Genomic DNA, 22,525 nt, shown 5'->3' on the forward strand with positions numbered 1-22,525 from the left:
GAAGAGCTCACGCCGAGGAGGGGATCAGGCCGGGATGCGGTTCAGGCTCGCGTCGCTGTCGAGGACGAGGCCGACGTGCCGCCGCTCCTTCAGCCGAAGACTTGCGAGCGTGATGCCAACGACAAAGCGATTGGAGATTGTCGAGGCTGTGGTCGCTGCCTCGCTCGATGTGGTCGACCTGATTAGCAGGAGCACCACACACAACGCCGAGAGAGTCGCGGGCCTGACACTTGTAGCTGTCACGTCGGAGCACTCGGACTCGGCGCGTAGTCCAGTCAGCTGGGAGCTGGGCTTTACGGTTACTGGTTTCCCATGCCATTGCTTCGCTCCTCTCTGGGGGTAGGGGGTCTTCCTGCTAGAGAAGAGGGGGTTGCTCTGGCGGAAGTGGTAGGGGCAAGAAAGCCCCGATGCGCGTACTCCTGAGTTCGTCCGGGGGACAATGAGTAGATGAGGATTGAACTACTCCATATCGACGAATGCCCCAACACGGCCAAAGCGCGGGAGCGCTTGGAGGCAGCCCTCGCCGCGCTGGACCGGAAAGATGTTCCAGTAAATATGCGACTGCTGAAATCCGCCGCGGACATTACCGGGACGGGATTCGCGGGTTCCCCGACCATCACCGTTGATGGTGCCGACATCTTTCCCACCGGAGCCCCGGCCAGCGATCTGGCCTGCCGGGTATATGCGACTCCAAGTGGGCTTGCGGGACTGCCGACCCTTGACCAACTGACCGACGCGCTCAAAAGCCGTGGAGTCTGACACCGCAACGTGCTCTTGCTGCGGCAGGACTATGGCACGCCATAAGCTGCACGCCATCGGCGCAGAGCCTGCATTCATTTGTCGGCGCTGTGGCCTGTGGGTTGCCCTGCGAATCCGGCCAGACAGCAGTGAAGGGCAGTGACCAGGCAGGGCCTTATTGGCCGAGAACCCCGATGCTCAACCGGGAAGGAAGACGGGAGCTAATCGGGGCTGGGCCGAGGAGCGGGAAGGAAGGAAGCGCTCAACTCGGCAAGGGGAAAGTCTGAGGGGAAAGCAGAAAGCCCTCCTCCTACCGTCTGTCTCTCGATTAGGTCGGAGCTCACAGAGCGGAAGAGAAGGGCTTTCCTTTTCCCACAGTTATAGTCAGCCAGCGTGGGGGTACGTTTACACACGCCGGGATGCGCGGCGCTCGCGCTGGCGCTGGGCCTCGCAGGACTTACAGCGGGAGCTCAGGCCGTCGGGCTTGCGGGTGTCGGTGGTGAAGGCGGACAGCGGCCGGACGTGCTGGCACTTGGCGCACGTCTTACCCGAGTGCCGGCGCCGGTACTCTAGGCGGGCGAGGGCTTGGGCCGTGAGTGCCAGGGGCTCGCCGTAGCGCGAGGCCACGCTTGCCAGGCGCTCGGCGACCGGGTCACTCACCGCCCTTCACCTCGTATGCCGGCGCGGGTCCGGCGTAGGTGCCGCGCTCCTTGTGCTTCGGTAGCTGACAGTACGGGTCAAAGACCACGACGAACTTGATGCCGAGGCCGACGGGCCGGGTGATGCAGGTGCATACGGGTTCTTCAGGATTCATTGCGGGCTTCCTTCCGGGTGCGTTCTTGGCGGATCTCGACGCGGGCGCAGATGTAGGCGATCAGGACGACCACGCCGAGGACGAAGGCGGTGTAGAGGAGCGAGGCGAAGATCTGGCCGAGGGTCAGATAGAAGCTGTCGAGCGGGCTAAGCGGCACGGAGGGCCTCCTTCTTCGCTTTGTGCTGCGCGACCAGGGCCTTGTCCGTCTTGCCGATCCGGTGGACGCGGCGGATCTGATCGGCGCTGAATGAGCGCCAGTTCTCGGAGCCCTTGGGTCCGCCCCAGAAGTCGAGCCATTCCTTGCCCGAGTCGCGGACGACGCGCTTGATGAAGCGGAAGCGACCGCGCTCGCCTCGTATCGAGACTTCAGTTCCAGGGGTGATGTGCCGACCGTTGGCCTCCGCTTCGAGGTACTCGTGCCAGTCAGCGGGGAGATTGGTCTTTGATTTGCGCCGTGCCATTGCTGGCCTCCTTCCTTGGCGATACGGAAAGAGGCGGCGAAGCCGGTTAGGACCTCGCCGCCTCGGGGCGGGGTTACTTCTCTACAGGCAGGGTGTCGGGGTTGACGTTGCCCTCGTCGTCGATCAGGGCCGGGTCGGCGGGTTCGCCGCCGTGCTCGGAGAGGAGCGCCAGCAGGGCTGCGAAGGGATCTTCCTGGCCGGGTACGTTGCCGTCCTCCTGAACGGGGAAGGTGTGAACCATGTCCTCCAGGACGGCGCGGGCGGATTCGTAGTCCTGATGCTTCGTGGCGGCGGTGACGAAGGCGACCATGCCGTGAGCCAGCTTCGTGAAGCCTTCGCCGAGCTCGGCGCGAGCCTCGGCGGTCATTTCGTATTCCTCAGAGGACCAGGGGTGATCTTCCGGAGAAGCGGAAGAGAGTACGGTCAGGTAGGCGTCGAGCGGGATCTGCGGGGTGAACATGAGGCTTCCTTCCTTGGTGGTTAGTGCCGAAGGCTTTCGACACAGAAGGAGTCGGCCAGCGCCGGCGATCTGCTCACGGCAAAAGAAAAGACCCTCCGGAGAGGGTCTGTTCGTTAGAGGGTCCGTTGGTCGATGGAGTCAAGGGCCTCCCGGTAAGCCTTGAAGAGAGGGCCGTTCTTGGCCCGGTCCTTCATGAGGAGGAAGCGCTTCTCCTGATCGACGAAGTCGATGCGGTCGGAGTATTCGAGCTTGCCGGCCTTCCGGAGCTTCTCGAACTTGGCGTAGATCTTGTCGCTCGCCCTACGGCCCTCGGGGGAGTCGAAGGCCGCGGCCGTGGCGCGGGCGGTCAGCCGGTTGTTGTGGTGGTGGGCGAGCATAGCGGGTCCTTTCGATTTAGTCTTGCAGGTGGCGCTTTACGTGACTAGACGTGACGGTAGAAGACGACTTTGACGATGCGGCCAGGGGTCGTGTGCGGGGCGTTCTCCAGGTAGACGCGGCCAGCTTCGCGGCGAACGATGCGGAAGTCGTGGAGGTTCTGGAGGCGACCGAGGACGAAGTCAAGGTTGTCGGGCTCGATCTCCTCGATCTCGGCGGGGACCTCGTCGACGTAGTTCTCGATCTCGTAAGCTACAGCGGCCATTTCCTTTGTCCTTTCCTTATGGCGTGTAAACAGTGTAACTCACGTAAGTCGTCTTACGTAAGAGGAAACTTCGTTGTGGAGTAGGCGCAGTAGTTCACTATTTCTCCACTGTGGATAAGCCTGTGGATAGTTACGGGTCCACAGGGTATTCCACAGGCAAACAATGGGCTGTGGGGACGTACTTCACAGGCATTCACTGGCAGCGAGGTATAGGGGATGGGTTAATCGCGGATCTTCCGGCTAGGCTCTTAAACGTCAGTAGCCGCCCCGAAGCTTGGACTCGGAGGGGCGGCCACTCGTCGACAAAACCGTCCGACTAAGAAAGGTGTTGTCTGGGCCTTAGCGTATGCCGTCGCCGGGAAGGGGCGCAATACGAACGGGCCCAGGGGCGCCGGGAAGAAGTGCCTATATGGCGAAGAAACGCCGCTCTACCCGCCGTAGCGAGGACTCCTCGACTACAGCGATCGTTGCCGCTATGACGCCGCTTGTGTACGTCATGGCCTACGCGATCATTACCGTGCTGAAGTAGCCGCTTCAGCGGGAGACGAACTTCCCATCCCACTCGTCTCCGTCTGGGCGCCGCACCTTACGGGTCGGCATCCAGGCGGAGCAGTGCTGGAAATTATCGTCGGTCCAGACGATCACTACCTCGTCGTTCGTCCAGTGCTCGGCGTAGCCGTGGATCTCAACGGTGCGCCCGTCGCTTAGGTCCAGGGAAGCAATGACCTTCGGCTCCTGCCCGTAGGTGTAGCGCTGGACGGCTTTCCCGGTGAAGTCGGGTTGCGTCCACTCGTACTCGTAGGGGACGCCGTCCAGCTGGAATCTGAGGGTAGGCACAGGGCCATACTAGGGGAAAGCAGAAAAGCCCCTCCCAGTCAGGGAGAGGCTTTTCTTGCTATTTCTGCAGGGCGGTGTAAACGGCCTCGCGGACGTTCTCGCCTCCTGCCGCCAGGGCGGCGTCGACGGCCCGCAGGAGGGCCTCCCGGTCCAGGAGCGCCGGGGACTCGATCACGTAGTTGTTCCGGTGACGGGCGCCGTTGATTACGTCGCGGGTGGTTTGGGTCCGCTTGCGGATCTCGTCGAGTGCGTTGTGTTCGTCAGTCATGGGCGGGGCTCCGGATCGTCGAGAACTACGGCGGTCAGCTGGTCGAGGGCTCCGGCCAGGGCGGGCCACTCCTGCCGGAGCTTCCGCTTGGCGCGGCGGTGGATCGGCGGGAAGGGGCCGGAGTCGTTCCAGGCGTTATAGACCTCTTCCAGGGAGCGGACCAGCGGGACGATGGGGGTGCTTCTGAACTCCCGGTCAGCCACGTGAGGCCCTCCTCGCGGCCCGCTGGGCCTTGCCCTTGGCGCGGCGCTTGGCCTTTTCAGCGGGGTCGATGCCGCCGAAGACGTGCTTGCCGGTGTAGTTCAGTGCGAAGAGGATTCGGCGCTGGAATGGGTTCAGGGTCATGTTTGCGTGCTCCTTTCAACGGGTACGAATAGGACTAGAGGCCGAGGAGGAAGAGGGGCGCCCAGGGGCGGCGTTCCGTCGCTCGTTTACAGGCCCTAGAGGGGCTTGCTGAAGCAGGCCGGCAAGGTCCGGACCTCGAAGCGAGACGTTCCTCGAAAGCTCTCCTCCTCGGCCTCGTCTCAGCTGTGAATCTCGCGGGCCTTGATTGCGGCGGCTCGCCAGAATTTGGCGACGTTGTGGGTTTCGGGCAGGGCCTTGAAGTGCTCGCCGGTAGCGGCGTTCAGCAGGGCCAGGGCCTCGCCGTCGAGCTTCTCGGTTTCGAGCCGGAGCGCTTCCAGGGCCTCGGCTTCCTTGGCTTCGTTGCGGTCCTCGATGTACTTGGCGAGGCCGCGGACGGCATGGTTGACGGGGTTTCCAAGGGCGTCGGCTTCCCAGCCAGCGGCCTTCAGGATCGCCAGGGCGACGTTCGGGGCGTCTTCCCTGGTGACGTAGACCGTGCGGTTCGCGTCGGTGTCGAGCTCGGCGACGGGTTCGCCGGAGTCGGTCATTTGGTGCTCGACGGTCAGCCAGTCGCCGTCTTCGTCGACATGGGTGAAGACTTGGTTAGGGTTCACTTTCGGGGCTTCCTTCCGTTGTGAATGAGGGGCTTTTTCGTCGCGGGGAGCGGCTCGTAGTAACCGACCTCGTCGAAGAATTCGAAGAGCGGGGCGTAGGTCTGCCGGACGGCTTCGGCGAGGGCGCTGAAGGCATCGCCGAGGGAGCTCTCGCGGAGGGGTTTATCGGCGCCGTCCACGGCGGGACTCCTTCCTGAAGCTGGGCCAGTAGCAGGGGAGGGCGTCGAGTATGCCGAGGAGGACTTCGAGGAAGGTCACGCGGGCCTTACCTCGATCACGTCCTCGGCCAGGAAGATCGTCGGGCGGGCGGCGCCTTCCTGGTGGATCTTCAGGTGCTCGGTCAGGGAGCGCTCGATTACGCCGGTCACCACGCGACCGTCGTCCAGGGTGACGCGAACGGGGGTTCCGGCGTTGCGGGCAGAGATCAGGCGGATTTGCGGGGTCACTCGAAGATCACTTCCTCCAGTTCTGAGCGGTGGAATGCGTGGGGGCGCCGGTCGCCGGAGTCGACGGGGACCAGCAGGTAGTAGCCGTCGGAGAGGCTCGGGTGCTCCTTGGCGGTTCCGGTCAGGGTCCGGCCAGAGTCGAGGACGAGGGTCACGGTGGCCTCGCACTCGATCGCTTCACGGAGGCTGGCGCGGAGGCGCTTCACGGCGGCGGTCACTTTGCGGCCTCCTCGCTCTTCGCAGCGGTGGCCTTGCGCGTGCGGACGGGCTTGATTTCGACCGGGGCGGAGAGGGCGAGCGTCGCGTGGACCTGAGCCTCGGCGAGGTAGGCAAGGCGAGGGGCTGAGCTTGGGGCGTAGCCCTTGGCCTGTTCTAGGAGGGCTTCAGCGGTGGAGCGGTGATGCTCTGGAGAGGCCATTTGAGGGGCTCCTTTGCAGTGTCGGTGTTGGGACACTGAAGGAGTCGGCCAGAGGCGAAGGATTGCTCAGAGGAGCTCAGAAAAAGGAAAAGTGACGAAGTGACGAAAGTGATGTGTCTTTGTATTAGTGCTCAAGAGAGAGAGGTTCTTGAACACTAATGCGAAGTGCTATCACTTCCGTCACTTCGTCACTCATAGCGTCATTGGGAGGGCGGTTTACACGCTCCTCGCCGGCGTCGAAGTGGCGGCTTCCGCCTCCGGCGTCAGCTTCTCCACAAGATTTTCAGGCGGTCGGGCTCGAAGATGTTCCCTCGGCGGGTCCGGCTGGAGACGCGGACATGGTCGATGCCTTCCATGAGGAGCTTCCGCCTCTTGTCTACGTCGTCCGTCGCCTCCCAAGCCTCGCGGAGCGTCCGGCCAGTTTCCTTGACGATCTTCTCGATCGCGGCAGGGCGGTTCTTCAGGTCCGTGCGCCGTTCCTTCAGGACCGCAAGCCGGTCGAGGAGGGTGGCGAGGTCTGCGTCGTCGTCGGCCAAGGCCGCGGACGTGTCGCGGATAGCGAGCTCCACTTCGGCCAGGGCCTCGACTGTGCCGGGGTCCGTGACTACGTCGTGCTCCTCGATCTCCGGAAGGTCGCCGACAAGCGCCAGGAAACGCTCGGCGACGTAGTCCTCGACCTTTTGAGCGACGACGCGGGGCGACGCGCAGACCGTCCCCTTCGCGGACGAGGGGCAACCGTAGATTGGGCGCCCTCCCGAGGAGCGGACGTAGAGCTTCATATCGCAGTAGGCGCAGAAGAGGAGGCCGGAGAGGAGGCGAGCGGCGCGGGAGCGGGCCTTCGGGCCTGTTCCCCTTGGCGGGTCTAGGCGGGCGCGGAGGCTCGTCAGCGTGGAGAGGTCGAGGATCGGCTCCCAAATGCGCTTAGGGAGGCCGTGCTCGTCTTGGACGGGGCTCCCGTTGTGGATCACGCGGCCTAGCAGATGGTCAGCCGTCCAGACCGCCTTGATCGTGGAGAGATACCACGTTCCTCTGTCGGCGCCGTCGGCGGGCCTTCCCTCCCGTAGGGCCTTGCGGTATTCGCTCTTTGCCGAGGGGATGCCGTTCACGTTGAGCCACGTCGTGATCTTCGTCAGGCTTTCGCCGTCCAAGATCCGGTCGGCGATCTCGCGGACGATCTTGGCTTCGGCGGGGTCGACTTCCAGGACGCGGCCAGGGCCGTCGGGCGCGGGCGCCGTCCGGTAGCCGTAGGGGACCATACCGCCAGAGAAGCGGCCACCGTGCCGGAGCGTTTTGAAGGAGGACTTGGCGCGGAGGGCGGTGTTTTCCGCTTCGGTCCTCGCGGTTTCGGCCAGGACGACGGCGATCATGCGCCATGCCGGCTGATCGGAGCGGAGGCCGTCCTTCAGGGCGACGAAGAGGGCCTCGCCCTTCCGTGAGTCCAAGGTGTCGACCAAGTCGCCCACCGCGGAGAGGCCCTGACGGGTCCAGCGGTCGAGCTTCCAGACGGCCAGAACGTCGGCCTCTCCGGTGCGGAGTTGCCGGAGGGCCTCCAGAGCGTTGGCTCGGACTTTGCGGCCCGAGATCCCGTCGTCAGTAAGGACGGCTACGATCTCCCAGTCTTCACGCTCGGCAAGCTCGCGGAGGTCGCGCTCCTGCCTTGCGATGGATGTAGAGGCGTCGTCAGAGACGGAGAGACGTAGATAGAGTATTGCACGTAGCTTCACGTGAGTCGCCTTTCTTATCTAGCGGTGACTCCAGAATAGCTCACAAGGTACAGCTAGAGGGATCGATGTAGACGGCCATGGAGGAAGTCTAGTGCTGTCCCTTCCTGCCGCGGCCTCCCAGGTTGCGGGTGCCGAAAATGCGGAGTCTTACTGCTCTTAAGGCCGCAAATGCGTCCTAGACTGGGGAAATGACAATCATCCGCGTTTCCGAGGCCGCCCGGTTCCTCGGCGTCAGCGACGACACGGTGCGCCGCTGGATGGACAACGGATCGCTCACGCCGGTCAAGGACGACGCCGGCCGCCTGGCCGTGGACGGGCTGGAACTGGCCCGCCACGCACGCAAGCTCGCCCAGCTGCCCGACGATCCGCACCGGACCGGCAGTTCCGCGCGGAACCGGTTTGTGGGCCTGGTGACCGGCATTACCGCGGACAAGGTGATGGCCCAGGTGGAGCTCCAGTGCGGCCCTTTCCGGGTGGTATCCCTGATGAGCAGCGAGGCCGTCCGGGACCTTGGACTGGAACTGGGCTCCGTGGCCACCGCCGTGGTTAAGGCCACCACCGTGATCATCGAGACGCCGCAGGGGAAGGCGCTGTGAAGAAGCTGTTGGTGGCCGCCGCATTGGTGCTGGGGCTGGCCGGATGCTCCACTGCCACCGGTTCATCCGCTGGAAACAGCGCCGGGGAGACCTTGACCGTGTTCGCCGCGGCCTCCCTCAAAGCCAGTTTCACCGAGCTGGCAAAAACCTACGAAGCCGAGCACCCGGGCAGCACCGTCGAGCTGAGCTTCGCCGGCTCGGCTGATTTGGCAACCCAGATCAGCCAGGGTGCCCCGGCGGATGTCTTTGCCTCGGCTGATACCGGGAACATGGACAAGCTGCAGCAGGCGGGGCTGCTGGACGGTGATCCCCGCGTTTTCGCCACCAATACCTTGGCCATTGCCGTCCCGCCCGGCAACCCGGCAGGCATCCGTTCCTTTCCTGACCTGGCGAAACCGGGGACACGGCTGGTGCAGTGTGCCCCGCAGGTCCCTTGCGGGGCCGCCGCGGCCGCCGTCGAAACGCAAACGGGAACGGACCTGACCCCTGTCAGTGAGGAAAATTCCGTGACGGACGTGCTGGGAAAGGTCATCTCCGGGGAAGCGGACGCCGGGCTGGTCTATGTCACCGACGTCAAGGCTGCAGCAGGCAAAGTGGAAGGCATTCCAATTCCTGCAGCGGCTGCCGCAGTCAACAGCTACCCCATCGCCGCGCTGGCCGACAGCAGGAACTTGGCGGGCGCGCAGGATTTCCTCGACCTCGTGGCCAGTCCTGCAGGCCAACAGATGCTGGCAGACGCCGGGTTTGGCAGCAGCCGGCAGTGAGGCAGCCGGACGTGCGCCACGCCTACCGCGGCGTTCCCCGCTGGACCTACGGGGTGGCCGTCCTGGCCGCCCTGCTGGTGATCCTGCCGCTGCTCGCCATGGTTGCCAGGGTCAACTGGGCCAATTTCCTTCCCTTGGTTTCCTCTGATTCGGCGTTGTCGGCCCTGGGCCTGAGCCTGCGGACGTCGGCGGCAAGCACAGTTCTCTGCATTGTGCTCGGGGTGCCGCTGGCCCTGGTCCTGGCCCGCGGCAGGTTCCGGCTGCAGGGGCTCCTGCGCTCGCTGGTGCTTCTCCCGCTGGTACTGCCGCCGGTGGTGGGCGGCATAGCGCTCCTCTACACCTTCGGCCGCCAGGGCCTCCTGGGCCGGAGCCTTGAGGTTCTGGGGCTTCAGATTGCCTTCTCCACTACGGCCGTGGTCCTGGCCCAGACCTTTGTGGCGTTGCCCTTCCTGGTGGTCAGCCTGGAGGGTGCGCTGCGGACCGGCGGCGAACGGTATGAGGCCGTGGCGGCAACCCTGGGCGCCTCACCCGGACGGGTTTTCCGCCGCGTCACGCTGCCGCTGGTGCTGCCCGGGTTGGCGTCCGGCGCGGTACTGTCCTTCGCCCGCAGCCTGGGCGAGTTCGGTGCCACGCTGACGTTCGCGGGCAGCCTCCAGGGGGTGACCCGGACCCTGCCGCTGGAAATCTACCTGCAGCGCGAAACGGACCCGGATGCCGCCGTCGCCCTTTCCCTGGTGTTGGTGGCCGTGGCAGTCGCCGTGGTGGCACTGGCCTACCGGCGGCCCGCCGGCCAAGGGGTGGCGTTCTGGAAACAACGGACGACGACGTTTGCCGCAGCAGGCAGGGACGTCCCGTGACGTTCGCACTTGAGGCAGCCGTGGCCGGGCGGGGATTCGACGTGTCCCTGACGGTGGGGCCTACGGAGACGGTGGCTGTGATGGGCCCGAACGGCGCCGGCAAATCAACCCTTTTGTCCGTGATCGCGGGCCTGCTCCGGCCGGACAGCGGGCGGGGTGAGCTCAACGGGCGGGCGCTCTTCGAGCTCTCGGCCGGCCGGGGCACGTGGACGCCGCCGCACCACCGGGGCACTGCGCTGCTCGCCCAGGAACCCCTGCTGTTCCCGCACCTGACTGCCCTGGACAACGTGGCTTTCGGGCCGAGAAGCGCTGGTGCGTCCAGGAAAGAGGCCAAGGCGGAAGCGCTGCGCTGGCTCGCCGAGGTGGAAGCCCTTGATCTCCAGGCCAGGCGTCCCGCCGAACTTTCCGGCGGCCAGGCCCAGCGCGTGGCCGTTGCCCGGGCGCTGGCCGCCAGTCCGGGGCTTCTTCTCCTGGACGAGCCCATGGCGGCGCTGGACATCCACTCGGCACCACTTCTGCGCCGCCTGCTCAAGCGGGTCCTGGCCGGCCGGCAGGCCATCATCATCACCCATGACGTCCTGGACGCGCTGATGTTGGCCGGCCGGGTTGTCATCCTTGAGAACGGCAGGATTTCGGAGGAGGGCCCCACCCGCGATGTGCTCCAGCGGCCGCGCAGCCCGTTCGCGGCCGGGCTGGCAGGGCTGAACCTGCTGACCGGGACTTTCACCGGCAGTGGGATCAAGACCGCCGAGGGCTGGACGGTGGCCGGCCATGTGGAGGACCCACAGCTGGAGGATCTGCAGTTGGATGGCCGGGCCCTGGAGGGCCGGCACCCGGCTGACAGGTCGCGCGCTGAAGGGAACTCCGCAGCGGTAGCCGTGTTCCCGCCGTCGGCCGTTTCCGTCTTCCTCAATGACGCGCACGGCAGCCCGCGCAACTCTTTTGCGGTGGCCATCACCGACCTCGAACCGCACGGCGACTTCATCCGGGTCAGGGCAGGAAGCCTCGCCGCCGACATCACCCCCGCCGCATCCGCAGACCTGGGACTGGTTCCCGGCCTGACGGTGCACTTCGTGGTGAAGGCAACCTCAGTCGCGGTGTACCCGGCCTAAACCGCTTCCCTACATGGCATTACAAGATCAGTCACATTTGGTGACAGCCATCACAAAGACCGGTAAACTCGGAAAAGGGCGGATAAAGCAACCGGCGGGCGGCGTCTGGGGGGAATCACCCGCCGGTTGCTTTGCGGTTCTGGTAAATGATGTGCCGCGGGCTTACATGCCCGGGAGGACGAGCACTTCATGGACGTGGATCTTCGCCCCAGGCGTCATCAGGTGCGGGTGGTTGTCGAACAAGGCCTGGGCTCTATCGATGTCTTCAGCCTGGACAATGGCGTAGCCGCCGATTTCAGTCGCTGTGTCCGAGGTGCCGGTCGCGGTGATCTCCCTTCCCTCCAATAGTGGGTTGCCCATGTCCACGATGCCGTCGCCCGCGCGGCTGCCCCACTCATTCCAGGCCTTCAAGCCTTCCTGCGCCGCCTCGGGGGTACTTTCGAGCATCTGCAACTGGGTGGATCTGGGCCCGAGGTAGAGAACGACGAATTTCTTCATAACAGCAGACCTCCGCGTTTACTGGTCGGGGCACCGTCCGCCCCGGTCACACGCCCGATCCTAGGGGTATCTGAAGGTCAGGGGAACGGTCGGTTTGAAGAGTTTCGCGGCTGGTCAAAAAAATGGTTGTGAGTTCGGAAATAATCTGCACCAAACCAAAGTTGAGCGTAGTAGACTCAACTTAGACCAACTGCCCCTGAAAGGAGCTCTCTTTGGACGTCAAGTTCACCACCAAGAGCCAGGAGGCTCTGTCGGCTGCCGCCATGAACGCCTCCACCATTGGCAATCCCCAGGTGGAGCCCGCCCACCTGCTCAAGGCCCTCATGGACCAGCGCGAAGGCGTCGCCGTGGCACTTCTGCGCGCCACCGGCGCGGACCCGGACGCCGTCAGCGTCCAGGCGAGCAGTGCCATCAAGGCTTTGCCCGCCACCTCCGGCGGTTCCAGCCAGCAGGCCCAGCTGTCCCGCCCGGCCCTGCAGGCCATCCAGAACGCCAAGGAGGAGGCGGACCGGCTGGGCGATACCTTCGTCTCCACCGAAGTGCTCCTCCTGGGGCTCTCGGCCGGACATGATGCGGCAGGGCGTTTGCTGCGCGACGCCGGTGCCTCCCATGAGGCTTTGCTCGCCGCCCTGCCGGGTGTCCGCGGCGACCGGAAGGTCACCAACCAGGACCCGGAAAACACCTTCCAGTCGCTGGAGAAGTTCGGCACCGACCTTACGGCGATGGCCCGGGCCGGAAAGCTGGACCCGGTCATCGGCCGTGACACGGAAATCCGCCGGATCGTCCAGGTCCTGAGCCGCCGCACCAAGAACAACCCCGTGATTATCGGCGAACCCGGCGTGGGCAAGACCGCCGTCGTGGAGGGCCTGGCGCAGCGCATTGTGGCCGGTGACGTACCGGAAAGCCTGCGGGGCAAAACCCTGATCGCCCTGGACCTGGCATCCATGGTGGCCGGGGCCAAGTACCGCGGCGAGTTCGAGGAGCGGCTCAAGGCTGTCCTTGAGGAGATCAAGAACTCCGAGGGCCAGATCGTCACCTTCATCGACGAGATCCACACGGTGGTGGGTGCCGGGGCAACCGGTGATTCCTCCATGGACGCGGGCAACATGCTCAAGCCCATGCTGGCGCGCGGCGAGCTGCGGCTGATCGGTGCCACCACCTTGGATGAGTACCGCGAGAACATCGAAAAAGACCCGGCGCTGGAGCGCCGTTTCCAGCAGGTGTACGTGGGGGAGCCCAGCGTCGAGGACACCATCGGTATCCTGCGCGGCCTGAAGGAGCGCTACGAGGCGCACCACAAAGTGGCCATTGCCGACTCCGCCCTCGTTGCCGCCGCAACCCTGTCCAACCGCTACATTTCCGGCCGCCAGCTGCCGGACAAGGCCATCGACCTCGTGGACGAGGCCGCGTCCCGGCTCCGGATGGAGATCGACTCAGCCCCTGAGGAGATCGACCAGCTCCGCCGCGCCGTGGACCGGCTCACCATGGAGGAGCTGGCCCTGGAAGGGGAAACGGACGCCGCTTCCGTGGAACGCCTCGCGGCGCTCCGCGCGGACAAGGCGGACAAGGAAGAGGAACTCGCAGCCCTGAACGCCCGCTGGGAGGCCGAAAAGGCCGGCCTCAACCGGGTGGGCGACCTGAAGGCGAAGCTGGACGAACTCCGCAGTGCCGCTGACAAGGCCTACCGCGAAGGTGACCTGGAGACGACGTCGCGCATCCAGTACGGCGAGATCCCGGCGCTGGAGCGCGAGCTGAACGCTGCCGCGGAAGCCGAGGCCGCCGTCGCCGATAAATCCTCACAGATGGTGGCCGAGCAGGTGACCGCGGACGATATCGCCGAGGTCATCTCCGCCTGGACCGGCATCCCGGCCGGCCGCATGCTGCAGGGTGAAAGCCAGAAGCTGCTGCACATGGAGGAGGAGCTCGGGAAACGGCTGATCGGCCAGAAGAAGGCCGTCACCGCGGTGTCCGACGCCGTGCGGCGGGCCCGGGCCGGCATCAGCGATCCCAACCGGCCCACCGGTTCGTTCCTGTTCCTGGGTCCCACCGGCGTCGGTAAGACCGAACTGGCTAAGGCCCTGGCGGACTTCCTGTTCGACGACGAACGCGCCATGGTGCGGATCGATATGTCCGAGTACGGCGAGAAGCACTCGGTGGCCCGGCTGGTGGGTGCGCCTCCGGGATACGTGGGCTACGAGGAAGGCGGCCAGCTCACCGAAGCCGTCCGCCGGCGCCCCTACTCGGTCATTTTGCTGGACGAGGTGGAGAAGGCCCACCCCGAGGTCTTCGATATCCTCCTGCAGGTGCTCGACGACGGACGCCTCACCGACGGCCAGGGCCGCACCGTGGACTTCCGGAATGCCATCCTGGTGCTGACCTCCAACCTGGGCAGCCAGTTCCTGGTGGACCCGTCGCTGGATGCCGAAGCCAAGCGGAACGCCGTGATGGCCACCGTGAACGCTTCTTTCAAGCCGGAGTTCCTGAACCGGCTGGACGAAGTGGTGCTGTTCGACCCGCTGTCAGTCGAGGACCTGGCGCACATTGTGGAGCTTCAGGTGGCTGAGCTGGGCCGGAGGCTGCATGAGCGCCGGCTCACTCTTGACGTCACCGAAGGCGCCCGCGCCTGGCTGGCCATGTCCGGATTCGACTCCGCCTACGGCGCCCGGCCGCTGCGCCGGCTGGTCCAGCGGGAGATCGGCGACCGGTTGGCCAAGGCCATCCTGTCCGGCGACATCGCCGACGGGGACACGGTGCTGGTGGACACGGCCACGGATGTGGACGAGCTCACCATCGAAGGGCTCGAGGCGCTGCCCGGTCCCGGCGGCGGCCCGGTTCCGGGAACAGGCCTGGTGGTCCGCCGGAAGGGCTAGGCGTACTTGGCCCGCAATGTCCTGCGTGCTGTCCTGGTGCTGCGAAGCGCTAGGGCAGCACGCTCGCGTTAACGTTGTTCCCGCCGGGGGACGTCACGTAGCAGTCCAGCCTCCGGTCCCCTGATTCCCAGCTGGTGGAGCTGGGAAAGCTGCGCTCGTAATTCAGCGTGAACTGGTCTGCGGCAGGTCCCAGTTTTGCCGCCTGGCAGGTTTCCAGGGCTTTGGCCTTGAGGGCCTCGGCGCCTGGGTAGTCGGTTTCTTCGGGGTAGCGGAACACCGCCACCAGCTGGGCGGAGTGGCCGGTGTCGCACGGCACTGCCGTGGATCTCAGCGCCTCCGGGTCGAAGTCCGTGAAGCAGTCGCCCAGCGCATAAGCGGCAGGCTCCACCTCGCGCGGCAGGGGCAGCGGGCTTGCCGGAGGCGTGACGGTGGTCTCCAGCACTCCCCGGGCAGCGGTATCGGTTGTTTCCGGGCCGCCGTTGGAATTCAGCCACAGTGCGAGCCACACCAGCGATCCAATGACCGCCAGCAGCACGACGACGAAGAAGGCCTTCCAGAGCCTCCGTCGGTTCTCCTGCTTCCCGCCATCGTCCGGTCCAATGGGATGGTTTGCCTGGCCTTGGTCCCTTACGGGCGGTTCTGCCGCCGGTACGCCATACTCAGCGGCCGGGACCTTGGGGAGGCCTGCGGTAGGCGGCGAGCTGGGCTTGGGCGGGACGTCCTGGTGGTTCACGGGGTGGATCCTCCTGCGATTTCTCCGCGCGGGCAGTCTGTTTGCCGGCCGGCACCAGCAGTTGCTTAATCGACTCTACCGAAGAAAAAAGCCGAATTCCGGCCGTGTTTGTGCGGGAATGGTACTGCATGTGACCGGCGTGGCCCGCAAGTGGCAAGCAGGGCCAGCCGAAAGCATGTAATCTAGGTGTACGACAAATTGACCAAACATTCCGGGGCCTCACCTACGCCAAGGTGACCACCTCCGGTCCAAGTACAAAAGGGGGTCACGCCATGGGGCGCGGCCGTCAAAAGGCAAAAGCTACCAAGCAGGCTCGGGATATCAAGTACTACTCCCCGAACACTGACTACTCGGCACTTCAGCGTGAGCTGACGGGTCCAGGCAGTCGTGCCACGAGCCATTATGCGAATGAGCCGGTTGAACCGGATTATTCGGCTTATGTGGATAAGTACGCGGATGATTTGGAAGAAGACGACGACGAGGTAGACACCCGTCGGATCGGCTAGTTGTCGCAAGGTGCTGTTGCCGTACTTGGCAGCCCTGTGACGCCGTCGCACGAACGGATCCAAGTCTTTGATCCGGGTCTGTTGATTGGACCAGTGCAACGCTTCTTTTTTGGTACCCGGGTCCAGACGGATCCCGTGTACTGACCTCAGTTATAAAGCCCGCTGCCCGCGCCGTGAATCGGTGCAGGCAGCGGGCTTTTGCTGTTCCTGGGGTTAGCGGCCAAGATGCCGGGGCCAGGGAACGCCCCATCACCTCCTGCATCAAGCTGGGGAACGCCCGCGCGCATCCTCCTGTGCCACCCCTGTCCCGGCGGCCGCAACGTCTCCGGCTTGGGCCGCCACCACTGCGCCGCCTCCGATACCGGCCAACCCCACCGCCAGCACCGAGGCGAGAACCAGGGTGGCCGCCGGTGCCAGCACGGCCCACGATGCGCGTTCAACGTAGCCGATGCCTTCTGCCAGGATGAGGCCCCACTCCGGCGATGGCGGTTGCGGCCCCAGGCCAAGGAATCCGAGCGCGGCCAGGGCCAGGGCGATACCCGGCAGGCGCAGCATCGCATGGCGCACCAATGGCCGGATCACGGCCGGCAGGATATAGCGGACCATGATCCGGGACCGGCCCACCCCCAGCACCGGGAGGACCTGCACATAGGGCTGGGCACGCGCTTCCTGGGCCAGGGCAGCGGTGTGCGCTGCCAGCGGCGCCCAGCTTACGGCGGCCACGGCCAGCGCCGCTCCCTGCGCGGAGGGGCCGGTGATCGTTGCAACCACCAGGCCGGCGAGGATGGGCGGCGCCGCGTTGGTCACCTCAAGGGGACCGGCCGCCGCGCGCGGGAACAGGCCGACGGCGATTCCCACAGCCAGGCAGACCAAGGCCACTACCAGCGCGGTCCCCACAGTCCCCAATGCGCCATGACCAACCCGGGCCAGCAAATCACGGCCGCTGGCGTCCGCTCCGAACGGCAATGCCCATGCGGGCGCGGCCAGGCGGGGATGGGCCGAGGCGTAGGGATCGCGGAGCAGACCGGCCCCGATGATCAACAGCAAGGCGGCGCCAGCAACCGCCGGCCCGGCGAGCTGCCCGCGGTGCCGTGCCTGGGGCGGTGCCGGAAGCCCAAGCGTGCCGAAGCGGACCGCAGGGCCGATCAGCAAGTACCGCGCGGCCGTCGTCAATGTTCCCACCAGCAGTGCGAGCCCCATCAGCGCCAGCATCCCGGCCTGGAGCGTGGGGACGTCCTGGGCGCTGGCGGCTCCGAGAAGCGCGCGCCCCAGGCCGGGGATGGCGTATACCTTTTCCACCGCAACTGCCCCGCCGGTCAGGCCGATGAGGACCAGCCCCACCTGGGGCAACACGGCCGGCAGCGCGCGCCGAAGTAGTGCCGCGACCAGCGTGAGGCTGCCAGCACCGGCGAGGCGCCAGGTGGCCACCCATTTCTCGCCGAATCCGGCACGCAGCGCATCGGCCAGGAGCAGGCCGATCAGGCCGCCCGCGGGAATCCCCAGCGAGAGGGCGGGCAGGATGGCGTATTCGGGTCCCTGCCAGCCGTATGGCGGGAACCACCGGAGCCAGACGGCACCAGCCACAAGCAACATGGATGCGAGGAGGAACTCCGGCAGTGACGTGAGCGCGGCGGCCAAAGCGCCCGACGCCGGCCGGCGCCGCTGCCGGAGGCCTTGCATCACGGTAGGTCCGCAGATCAGCAGGGCGATGAGTACCGCCGCCGCGATGGCAAACCCCATCAGCGTCACCGACACACCCAATGCGGCTGCTACTCCGGGCAACACCGGCGTGTTGCTGATCCAGGAGGTGCCGAAGTCACCCGCGAGAATCGCTTGGACCCAGGCCAGCAGCATGGCGACAGGGCCCTGGTCGAGGCCCAGTTCGCTGCGGATGGCGGCCAAGGCCTCGGGTGTGGGCTCCCGGTCCGCGTACCTCGCACGGAGAATGGTGTAGTCGGCGCCGCGGCCGGACAGCCACGGCAGCAAGCCGATCAGTGCCACCAGGCCGAGCAGGGCGGCGGTCCGCGAGGCAGCGGTTTTCAGGGAGCCGGTGACGGGCATCAGTCCGTGACCCCGGTCCTGCCGGTGATCAGGGCACGCTCGCGCGGGTCCCGCTCCACCCCTCGCACGCGGATGGATTCGCCTTGGAGGACACGTTCGTGGAGCAGCGGGATGGCGGCGTCGCGGGCCAGGATGAGGCTTTCCGCCGCGGCGATGGCGGCTCGGCGCTCTGGTCCGGCGGGAATACCGGAGGCCTTGGCCAGGGCGGCATCAACGGCGGGATCGCAGAACTGGGAGATGTTGAAGGAGCCGGCGCAGGAGAAGTCGCTGTAGAGGTAGGCAACGGGGTCCCCGGAGTCCAGGACCGTGGCGCGGGAGAGAATGAACGCATCGAATGAGCCGGCCAAAGCATCCGCCTCGATGTGCTGGTACTCGCGGATATCCTGCTCCACGATAAATCCTGCGGCTTCAAGCTGCTGTTCCAGCTGGACGGCCACCTCGGGCAGTTCTGCACGGTCCGTGAAGGTGCCGAGTCGGATGGCGGTCCCCTTCACGGCGGTGGCGGCGACCCGGCGGGCCAGTGCTGCAGCATAGCCTTCACTGGTCCGTTCTCCGGCCGCCCAGGGGAGGGCCGGGCCCAGCAGGCCGGCGGCTTGGTCTGCCCGGCCTTCATAGACCCGGTCCACGACTGTGCCGGCGTCGATGGCCTCCCTTGCTGCGGCGCGGACGGCCGGGTCGGCAAAGGGACCGGACGACGTATTGAGGTACAGCGTGTTGGTGCGGGGCATGGGAACCTCGTGCACCAGTGCGGGGTCGATTTGGGCGACCTGGCCCACGGGGATGGCTTCGACGATGTCCGCATCGCCGGTCCGCAGTGCGGCTGCCCGGGCTGTCCCGTCCGGAACGAACTGCACGTCCACGCCATCGGCTTCCGCCCGCTCGCCCCAGTAGCCGTCGAAGCGGTCCAGCCTCGCAGACGAGGTGCCGTCCACTGAAACCAGGCGGAACGGCCCGGTACCGGCATTCACCGGATTCACCACGCCGTCCTTGTAGGCCGAGCCCGCCAGGATGGCCAACTGGGGGCTGGACAGCCGCTGGGGCAGCAAAGGATCGGGAACCGCCGTCGTGATGGTCACTGCGGCTGGACCGTCCGCCCGGGCTGTGAGCTCCACCCCGTCCAGGATCCTCGGCTTGGGGCTCGCCTGTGCTGCAGCGGTCAGCGAAGCAACAACTTCCGCGGATGTCATGGCCGATCCGTCATGGAACTGCACCCCGTCCCGCAGCATGAAGCGCCATGAAGCCTCATCAATCTGCTCCCATCCGGTTGCCAACGAGGGCCCGGCCTCGCCCAGTTCGTCGAGCACCACCAGGGTTTCGGCGGTCTTCCAGCGGGAAAGCTTGAAGGCGTCGTCGCTCAGGGGTGACAACCCGGAACGGGGCGGCTGGAGCATGGCCAGCTTGATCCGGTCCTCCCCTTTTCCGCTGTCCGCAGCCTGGTTGGTTCCGGCGAAGCAGCCGGTCAAACTTGTGGCCAGCAGGAGGGTTGAAAGTGTGGCTAGGTACGTTTTGGAGCGCTTTTTGGGCACGTTGATTACCTGTTCCGCAGATTGAAGGTGCAGTGAAGAGAGGCAGGTGCAGGATGCGCCTGGCCTGGTGTTTGAGGGTTTAGCGTTGTGGGGGCAGGAGCCTGGAAAGTCCGACGGCGGGAATCGCCGTGAGTGCCGCCATCACCGCCCAGGGCCAGACGGCGTCGGGCCCGGGCTGGCTGGCGCCCGAGTACAGCGGTCCCAGGACGAAGTTGCCCAACAGCACCGCACAGCCGCCCATGCTGGCGAGTAGTCCGTAATAGATGCCGGACCTTCGGCCGCGGGCAAAGTCCAAGACCAGCGGCATGGCCACCGGTCCGATGCACATGTGCCCCAGGCAGAGCCCCGCCACCAGCAGCAACGGCGGAAGCAGTTGCAGCGGGCCGGTAGCGGGGTACTGCGCGAGCACTGCCATGGTGGCGAACGCCAGGCCTTTAAGCGTGAAGCCCACGGTGAGCGCACGCCCTGGACCCAGCCGGTGCGTCAGCCGGGAAATGGGCCACTGCAGCGCCACGGTCATAAGGGACGCGACGGCGAACAGGCCGGCAAGTGCCTCCGGTCCCGCGCCGCTGCGGGTTAGCTCGATGGGAAGGCCGAAGTAGAGCTGGTTGTAGGCCAGCAGGTTCACGCTGTAGAGGGCCCCGAAGGTTACGAAGCGCTTGTCCCGCAGCATCGCCGCGACGCCATCACCGTGCGGGGTGCCAGCACCCTGCGGCCCATCGTTGCCCTGGGACGCGGTGTCACCTTGCTGCGCGCCGTCACCCGGCGCGGCGTCACTGGGTGCGGCGGCGGCAAGCGGGTTGGCAGAATCCAGGTTAGCGGGAGCGGGTTTTACGGCTCCTGCGGGGATGCCGTGCCACAGGACGCCGGTCATCACGGCAAAGACTGCAGCCCCGGCCAGGGCTGCCCAGCTGAAGGACAGGCCCAACAGCAGGGCGCCGACCAGCGGGCCGGCAACGGCGCCGATTTCCCCGCAGATGGCGAGGAGCGCAAAAAGTCCCGGTGCCTTCCCGCTGGTGCTCCGCCGTCGTTCTTCCGCCCGGCCTACCAGGGACTCCAGCGCAGGCGAGAACAATGCCCCGCCCATCCCGGTGAGCACAGCGCCGAGGAGGAACAGCGGAAAGCTGCCGGCCAGTGCCAGGGTGAGGTAGCCGGAGATGCGGACCAGGCAGCCCACCAGCATGGCGCGGCGGGGGCCCCACCGGTCCGTGATCATCCCGCCCACCAGGAAGAGCCCCTGCTGGCTGAAGACCCTGGCGCCCAGCACCACGCCCACGGCAGTGGCAGTCATGGCGAAGTCCCGGGTCATCACCAGTGCCAGGAACGGCACCACTGCGTAGAAGCCGATATTAAAGATGAGCTGGCTGGCGAGGAGCAGGCCGGGGGCCGGCCCCGGCTGTGTTGTTGCCGCCTGGCCGGCAGTGCCGAGGGCGGTCACAGGGCAGCCGCCGGGACAGCTGATGGAAGGTTCATGGCAGCGGCCGCCTGCACCAGGGCGTGCGCGGCGGGAGTTGTGGGGTGTGCCAGCACGTGGTCCGTTGGTCCTTGTTCAGCGATGCTGCCGTCGGACAGGACGGCCGTGCTCCCGCACATCCTGGCGGCGGTTGCAAGGTCATGGGTAACCAGGAGCAGGCCCAGGCCTTCGTGCACCAGGCGGTCCAGGAGCTCGAGGACGGCATCGCGCAGGGGCAGGTCCAGGCCGCTAACGGGTTCATCAGCCAGCAGGTATGCGGGCTTCACTGCCAGGGCACGGGCGATGGCCACGCGCTGGTTCTGGCCGCCGGACAGTTCGCCCGGCCGCTGGTTCATCACCCGGACCGGCAACTCCACGCGTTCCAGCGCCTGGCCGGCGAGGTCCCGGTGGTTGCCCTCCACCCGCAACTGCCGCAGTGGTTCCAGCAGCAGTTGCGCTACGGTCATCCGCGGGTCCAGGCTGCCGGCCGGATTCTGCGGAACGTACTGTACCGAGCGGCGATACCAGCGAAGGCTTCGGGCCGGTCCGGGCCTTACTGCGCTCCCGCCCAGGCTGACGGTACCGCTGGATGGCTTTGCCAGGCCGAGCATGATCCGGACCAGCGTGGATTTTCCGGAGCCCGAGCTTCCCACCAGTGCAGTGCCCGCTCCAGGAGTGAGGGTCAGGGTGACGTTGCGGAGGGTGTGGGCGGGTTGGCAGCCGCGGAGGCTGCGGCTGGGGTATTTGAAGGACGTGGGATACCTGAACGAGATGCCATCCGCGCGGAGCGCCCCGGTCATGCTGCCACAGCCGTTCCTGCATGCGGCCGTGTTGCCATGGCGGCCCGCACGAGGCGCTTGGTGTAGGGGTGCCGGGGGTTCCGCAGCAGCTCAGCCATCGGGGCATCTTCGACGACGTGCCCGTCTTCCATCACGAGGGCTCGGCTGCACACGGCTGCCGCTGCTGCCAGATCGTGGGTGATGAAGAGCAGGCTGCGGCCCTCGGACACCCAGGCGCGGAGGCTCGTGAGGACAGTCTGTGTGGCGACCGCGTCCAGGGCAGTGGTGGGTTCGTCCGCCACCAGAACCTCCGTGCGGCAGGCCAATGCCAGGGCAATGCAAACCCTCTGCAGCTGCCCGCCCGACAGTTCGCCGGTATAGCGCCGCATGATCTCCGTCGGGTCCGCGAGCCCGGCCCGGGCCAGCAGGAGCGCCGCCTCACTTCGGGCTTCAGCGGGGCTGAGCCCCCGACGCAGCGGGATCATCAACTGCTTGCCCACCTGAACCAGCGGATTCAGGGAAGTCTGCGGATCCTGGCTGATCAAGGCTGCGCCTGCTTTGCCCGCCGCACTTCCGCGGTCCCCTGGCCCGGGGGCAGTCCCAAAGGAAATGTCCCCACTTGCCGTGATTCCTTCCGGCACTGTCCGGGTGAGGGCTGAGGCTGTCAGCGACTTCCCGGATCCTGAGGCTCCCAGCAGGGCAACGCTCTCAGCCCGCTTCATGGAGAACGTCAGGGGGTGCACCAGCCGGCGCCCGGCGTGCGAGAGCACAAGGTTCTTCACGGACAGGGCTGGTGCAGGCATCGGAACGTCGTTTCGTGGCAGGGCTTCGGGAACGAGTTCATCCTAACAAGAATGGTTCTCAATTATGCAAATGTGCATCAGGTTTATGTAGCTCTGTCAGAGCCAGGTGATGGGGGGTGGCGTGTGTTGCGGGAGGTGATGGCGGGTTGGGGATCCTGGCACAAAAAAGCGGGCGGCCGCTCAAAGCAACCGCCCGCATTTT

The 22,525-nt window shown here is 66.1% G+C and carries 31 protein-coding genes; 7 read left to right on the forward strand and 24 right to left on the reverse strand.

The features are described 5' to 3' along the window. Positions 1 to 447: 447 nt before the first annotated feature. Positions 448 to 759 carry a hypothetical protein gene (locus ARTSIC4J27_RS01285; RefSeq protein WP_050053397.1) on the forward strand — a complete coding sequence of 104 codons (312 nt, stop codon included), beginning with the start codon at positions 448 to 450 and terminating at the stop codon, positions 757 to 759. Positions 760 to 1,143: 384 nt separating this feature from the next. Here ARTSIC4J27_RS01285 and ARTSIC4J27_RS01290 read toward each other — a convergent pair whose 3' ends face one another. The 17 genes from ARTSIC4J27_RS01290 to ARTSIC4J27_RS01355 form a co-directional block, all read right to left on the reverse strand. After that, positions 1,144 to 1,398 (reverse strand): hypothetical protein, encoded by a 255-nt coding sequence (locus ARTSIC4J27_RS01290; protein ID WP_050053398.1) that lies wholly within the window; start codon positions 1,396 to 1,398, stop codon positions 1,144 to 1,146. Then, on the reverse strand, positions 1,391 to 1,552 hold the full coding sequence (locus tag ARTSIC4J27_RS22670; RefSeq protein WP_161799517.1) for a hypothetical protein: 162 nt from the start codon (positions 1,550 to 1,552) through the stop codon (positions 1,391 to 1,393). Before ARTSIC4J27_RS22670 ends, ARTSIC4J27_RS01290 begins: the two co-directional genes overlap by 8 nt. Continuing rightward, a complete protein-coding gene (locus tag ARTSIC4J27_RS22675) occupies positions 1,542 to 1,709 on the reverse strand; it encodes a hypothetical protein (RefSeq protein WP_161799518.1) in 168 nt (55 codons plus the stop codon). The genes ARTSIC4J27_RS22670 and ARTSIC4J27_RS22675 overlap by 11 nt, the downstream gene beginning before the upstream one ends. After that, positions 1,699 to 2,013: a DUF7246 family protein gene (locus ARTSIC4J27_RS01295; RefSeq protein ID WP_050053399.1), complete on the reverse strand. Its 315-nt coding sequence runs from the start codon at positions 2,011 to 2,013 to the stop codon at positions 1,699 to 1,701. Before ARTSIC4J27_RS01295 ends, ARTSIC4J27_RS22675 begins: the two co-directional genes overlap by 11 nt. 73 nt (positions 2,014 to 2,086) lie before the next feature. Then, a complete protein-coding gene (locus ARTSIC4J27_RS01300) occupies positions 2,087 to 2,473 on the reverse strand; it encodes a hypothetical protein (protein WP_050053400.1) in 387 nt (128 codons plus the stop codon). Positions 2,474 to 2,586: 113 nt separating this feature from the next. Next, on the reverse strand, positions 2,587 to 2,850 hold the full coding sequence (locus ARTSIC4J27_RS01305; RefSeq protein ID WP_050053401.1) for a hypothetical protein: 264 nt from the start codon (positions 2,848 to 2,850) through the stop codon (positions 2,587 to 2,589). Between the two features lie 44 nt (positions 2,851 to 2,894). After that, positions 2,895 to 3,113 carry a hypothetical protein gene (locus ARTSIC4J27_RS01310; RefSeq protein WP_050053402.1) on the reverse strand — a complete coding sequence of 73 codons (219 nt, stop codon included), beginning with the start codon at positions 3,111 to 3,113 and terminating at the stop codon, positions 2,895 to 2,897. Positions 3,114 to 3,647: 534 nt separating this feature from the next. After that, positions 3,648 to 3,950, reverse strand: a complete 303-nt coding sequence (locus ARTSIC4J27_RS01315; RefSeq protein WP_050053403.1) for a hypothetical protein — start codon at positions 3,948 to 3,950, stop codon at positions 3,648 to 3,650. 58 nt (positions 3,951 to 4,008) lie between these two features. Continuing rightward, positions 4,009 to 4,218: a hypothetical protein gene (locus ARTSIC4J27_RS01320; protein WP_050053404.1), complete on the reverse strand. Its 210-nt coding sequence runs from the start codon at positions 4,216 to 4,218 to the stop codon at positions 4,009 to 4,011. After that, on the reverse strand, positions 4,215 to 4,421 hold the full coding sequence (locus ARTSIC4J27_RS01325; protein ID WP_050053405.1) for a hypothetical protein: 207 nt from the start codon (positions 4,419 to 4,421) through the stop codon (positions 4,215 to 4,217). The genes ARTSIC4J27_RS01320 and ARTSIC4J27_RS01325 overlap by 4 nt, the downstream gene beginning before the upstream one ends. After that, the gene (locus tag ARTSIC4J27_RS22680; protein ID WP_161799520.1) at positions 4,414 to 4,563 is read right to left on the reverse strand and encodes a hypothetical protein; all 150 of its coding nucleotides are present in this window, start codon (positions 4,561 to 4,563) and stop codon (positions 4,414 to 4,416) included. The genes ARTSIC4J27_RS01325 and ARTSIC4J27_RS22680 overlap by 8 nt, the downstream gene beginning before the upstream one ends. Before the next feature lie 179 nt (positions 4,564 to 4,742). After that, positions 4,743 to 5,177 carry a hypothetical protein gene (locus ARTSIC4J27_RS01330; RefSeq protein WP_050053406.1) on the reverse strand — a complete coding sequence of 145 codons (435 nt, stop codon included), beginning with the start codon at positions 5,175 to 5,177 and terminating at the stop codon, positions 4,743 to 4,745. Beyond that, a complete protein-coding gene (locus tag ARTSIC4J27_RS01335; RefSeq protein ID WP_050053407.1) occupies positions 5,174 to 5,356 on the reverse strand; it encodes a hypothetical protein in 183 nt (60 codons plus the stop codon). Before ARTSIC4J27_RS01335 ends, ARTSIC4J27_RS01330 begins: the two co-directional genes overlap by 4 nt. 75 nt (positions 5,357 to 5,431) lie before the next feature. Then, positions 5,432 to 5,623 carry a hypothetical protein gene (locus ARTSIC4J27_RS01340; protein WP_050053408.1) on the reverse strand — a complete coding sequence of 64 codons (192 nt, stop codon included), beginning with the start codon at positions 5,621 to 5,623 and terminating at the stop codon, positions 5,432 to 5,434. Continuing rightward, entirely contained in the window at positions 5,620 to 5,841 is a 222-nt protein-coding gene (locus ARTSIC4J27_RS01345) for a hypothetical protein (RefSeq protein ID WP_050053409.1), read from the reverse strand. Before ARTSIC4J27_RS01345 ends, ARTSIC4J27_RS01340 begins: the two co-directional genes overlap by 4 nt. Then, complete coding sequence (locus tag ARTSIC4J27_RS01350) at positions 5,838 to 6,041, reverse strand: hypothetical protein (protein WP_050053410.1); 204 nt, start codon at positions 6,039 to 6,041, stop codon at positions 5,838 to 5,840. The genes ARTSIC4J27_RS01345 and ARTSIC4J27_RS01350 overlap by 4 nt, the downstream gene beginning before the upstream one ends. Before the next feature lie 263 nt (positions 6,042 to 6,304). After that, on the reverse strand, positions 6,305 to 7,765 hold the full coding sequence (locus ARTSIC4J27_RS01355) for a recombinase family protein (protein ID WP_050053411.1): 1,461 nt from the start codon (positions 7,763 to 7,765) through the stop codon (positions 6,305 to 6,307). A 188-nt stretch (positions 7,766 to 7,953) separates the two neighbouring features. Between ARTSIC4J27_RS01355 and ARTSIC4J27_RS01360 the strand changes: the two genes are divergently transcribed. Genes ARTSIC4J27_RS01360 through ARTSIC4J27_RS01375 form a run of 4 tightly spaced genes read left to right on the forward strand, consistent with a single transcriptional unit; the run spans position 7,954 to position 11,094 of the window. After that, a complete protein-coding gene (locus ARTSIC4J27_RS01360) occupies positions 7,954 to 8,361 on the forward strand; it encodes a TOBE domain-containing protein (RefSeq protein ID WP_050053412.1) in 408 nt (135 codons plus the stop codon). Then, positions 8,358 to 9,125 carry a molybdate ABC transporter substrate-binding protein gene (gene modA / locus ARTSIC4J27_RS01365; protein WP_050053413.1) on the forward strand — a complete coding sequence of 256 codons (768 nt, stop codon included), beginning with the start codon at positions 8,358 to 8,360 and terminating at the stop codon, positions 9,123 to 9,125. The genes ARTSIC4J27_RS01360 and modA overlap by 4 nt, the downstream gene beginning before the upstream one ends. After that, positions 9,122 to 9,982, forward strand: a complete 861-nt coding sequence (locus ARTSIC4J27_RS01370; protein WP_050053414.1) for an ABC transporter permease — start codon at positions 9,122 to 9,124, stop codon at positions 9,980 to 9,982. The genes modA and ARTSIC4J27_RS01370 overlap by 4 nt, the downstream gene beginning before the upstream one ends. Continuing rightward, entirely contained in the window at positions 9,979 to 11,094 is a 1,116-nt protein-coding gene (locus tag ARTSIC4J27_RS01375) for a sulfate/molybdate ABC transporter ATP-binding protein (RefSeq protein ID WP_050053415.1), read from the forward strand. Before ARTSIC4J27_RS01370 ends, ARTSIC4J27_RS01375 begins: the two co-directional genes overlap by 4 nt. Before the next feature lie 162 nt (positions 11,095 to 11,256). On the opposite strand, the gene ARTSIC4J27_RS01380 is transcribed toward ARTSIC4J27_RS01375, so the two are convergent. After that, positions 11,257 to 11,592 (reverse strand): YciI family protein, encoded by a 336-nt coding sequence (locus ARTSIC4J27_RS01380; RefSeq protein ID WP_050053416.1) that lies wholly within the window; start codon positions 11,590 to 11,592, stop codon positions 11,257 to 11,259. 212 nt (positions 11,593 to 11,804) lie between these two features. Here ARTSIC4J27_RS01380 and clpB point away from each other — a divergent pair, with 212 nt between their 5' ends. Next, positions 11,805 to 14,462 carry an ATP-dependent chaperone ClpB gene (gene clpB, locus ARTSIC4J27_RS01385; RefSeq protein WP_050053417.1) on the forward strand — a complete coding sequence of 886 codons (2,658 nt, stop codon included), beginning with the start codon at positions 11,805 to 11,807 and terminating at the stop codon, positions 14,460 to 14,462. A 49-nt stretch (positions 14,463 to 14,511) separates the two neighbouring features. Here the strand turns inward: clpB and ARTSIC4J27_RS01390 are convergent, their stop codons facing one another. Next, positions 14,512 to 15,195, reverse strand: a complete 684-nt coding sequence (locus ARTSIC4J27_RS01390; RefSeq protein ID WP_050053418.1) for a septum formation family protein — start codon at positions 15,193 to 15,195, stop codon at positions 14,512 to 14,514. 272 nt (positions 15,196 to 15,467) lie between these two features. Here ARTSIC4J27_RS01390 and ARTSIC4J27_RS01395 point away from each other — a divergent pair, with 272 nt between their 5' ends. Further along, positions 15,468 to 15,701 carry a DUF3073 domain-containing protein gene (locus ARTSIC4J27_RS01395; RefSeq protein ID WP_050053419.1) on the forward strand — a complete coding sequence of 78 codons (234 nt, stop codon included), beginning with the start codon at positions 15,468 to 15,470 and terminating at the stop codon, positions 15,699 to 15,701. Between the two features lie 261 nt (positions 15,702 to 15,962). Here the strand turns inward: ARTSIC4J27_RS01395 and ARTSIC4J27_RS01400 are convergent, their stop codons facing one another. The 5 genes from ARTSIC4J27_RS01400 to ARTSIC4J27_RS01420 all read right to left on the reverse strand — a co-directional run bounded on the left by ARTSIC4J27_RS01400 (position 15,963) and on the right by ARTSIC4J27_RS01420 (position 22,323). Continuing rightward, positions 15,963 to 17,762, reverse strand: coding sequence for an ABC transporter permease subunit (locus ARTSIC4J27_RS01400; protein ID WP_083435247.1), 1,800 nt, complete (start codon positions 17,760 to 17,762; stop codon positions 15,963 to 15,965). Then, entirely contained in the window at positions 17,762 to 19,288 is a 1,527-nt protein-coding gene (locus ARTSIC4J27_RS01405) for an ABC transporter substrate-binding protein (protein ID WP_050053420.1), read from the reverse strand. The genes ARTSIC4J27_RS01400 and ARTSIC4J27_RS01405 overlap by 1 nt, the downstream gene beginning before the upstream one ends. 79 nt (positions 19,289 to 19,367) lie before the next feature. After that, positions 19,368 to 20,726, reverse strand: coding sequence for an MFS transporter (locus ARTSIC4J27_RS01410; RefSeq protein ID WP_050053421.1), 1,359 nt, complete (start codon positions 20,724 to 20,726; stop codon positions 19,368 to 19,370). Next, the gene (locus ARTSIC4J27_RS01415) at positions 20,723 to 21,541 is read right to left on the reverse strand and encodes an ABC transporter ATP-binding protein (RefSeq protein WP_050053422.1); all 819 of its coding nucleotides are present in this window, start codon (positions 21,539 to 21,541) and stop codon (positions 20,723 to 20,725) included. The genes ARTSIC4J27_RS01410 and ARTSIC4J27_RS01415 overlap by 4 nt, the downstream gene beginning before the upstream one ends. Then, positions 21,538 to 22,323, reverse strand: coding sequence for an ATP-binding cassette domain-containing protein (locus tag ARTSIC4J27_RS01420; protein ID WP_050053423.1), 786 nt, complete (start codon positions 22,321 to 22,323; stop codon positions 21,538 to 21,540). Before ARTSIC4J27_RS01420 ends, ARTSIC4J27_RS01415 begins: the two co-directional genes overlap by 4 nt. Positions 22,324 to 22,525: the final 202 nt, after the last annotated feature.

This window comes from Pseudarthrobacter siccitolerans (assembly GCF_001046895.1).
Classification (GTDB): domain Bacteria; phylum Actinomycetota; class Actinomycetes; order Actinomycetales; family Micrococcaceae; genus Arthrobacter; species Arthrobacter siccitolerans.

What these genes read in the sequence shown, in the direction of transcription:
- ARTSIC4J27_RS01285 (WP_050053397.1), top strand. Translation starts at nt 448, where the DNA reads ATGAGGATTGAACTACTCCATATCGACGAATGCCCCAACACGGCCAAA.
- ARTSIC4J27_RS22670 (WP_161799517.1), bottom strand. Translation starts at nt 1,552, where the DNA reads ATGAATCCTGAAGAACCCGTATGCACCTGCATCACCCGGCCCGTCGGC.
- ARTSIC4J27_RS01295 (WP_050053399.1), bottom strand. Translation starts at nt 2,013, where the DNA reads ATGGCACGGCGCAAATCAAAGACCAATCTCCCCGCTGACTGGCACGAG.
- ARTSIC4J27_RS01300 (WP_050053400.1), bottom strand. Translation starts at nt 2,473, where the DNA reads ATGTTCACCCCGCAGATCCCGCTCGACGCCTACCTGACCGTACTCTCT.
- ARTSIC4J27_RS01305 (WP_050053401.1), bottom strand. Translation starts at nt 2,850, where the DNA reads ATGCTCGCCCACCACCACAACAACCGGCTGACCGCCCGCGCCACGGCC.
- ARTSIC4J27_RS01310 (WP_050053402.1), bottom strand. Translation starts at nt 3,113, where the DNA reads ATGGCCGCTGTAGCTTACGAGATCGAGAACTACGTCGACGAGGTCCCC.
- ARTSIC4J27_RS01320 (WP_050053404.1), bottom strand. Translation starts at nt 4,218, where the DNA reads ATGACTGACGAACACAACGCACTCGACGAGATCCGCAAGCGGACCCAA.
- ARTSIC4J27_RS22680 (WP_161799520.1), bottom strand. Translation starts at nt 4,563, where the DNA reads ATGACCCTGAACCCATTCCAGCGCCGAATCCTCTTCGCACTGAACTAC.
- ARTSIC4J27_RS01350 (WP_050053410.1), bottom strand. Translation starts at nt 6,041, where the DNA reads ATGGCCTCTCCAGAGCATCACCGCTCCACCGCTGAAGCCCTCCTAGAA.
- ARTSIC4J27_RS01360 (WP_050053412.1), top strand. Translation starts at nt 7,954, where the DNA reads ATGACAATCATCCGCGTTTCCGAGGCCGCCCGGTTCCTCGGCGTCAGC.
- ARTSIC4J27_RS01380 (WP_050053416.1), bottom strand. Translation starts at nt 11,592, where the DNA reads ATGAAGAAATTCGTCGTTCTCTACCTCGGGCCCAGATCCACCCAGTTG.
- ARTSIC4J27_RS01395 (WP_050053419.1), top strand. Translation starts at nt 15,468, where the DNA reads ATGGGGCGCGGCCGTCAAAAGGCAAAAGCTACCAAGCAGGCTCGGGAT.
- ARTSIC4J27_RS01400 (WP_083435247.1), bottom strand. Translation starts at nt 17,762, where the DNA reads ATGCCCGTCACCGGCTCCCTGAAAACCGCTGCCTCGCGGACCGCCGCC.
- ARTSIC4J27_RS01415 (WP_050053422.1), bottom strand. Translation starts at nt 21,541, where the DNA reads ATGACCGGGGCGCTCCGCGCGGATGGCATCTCGTTCAGGTATCCCACG.
- ARTSIC4J27_RS01420 (WP_050053423.1), bottom strand. Translation starts at nt 22,323, where the DNA reads ATGCCTGCACCAGCCCTGTCCGTGAAGAACCTTGTGCTCTCGCACGCC.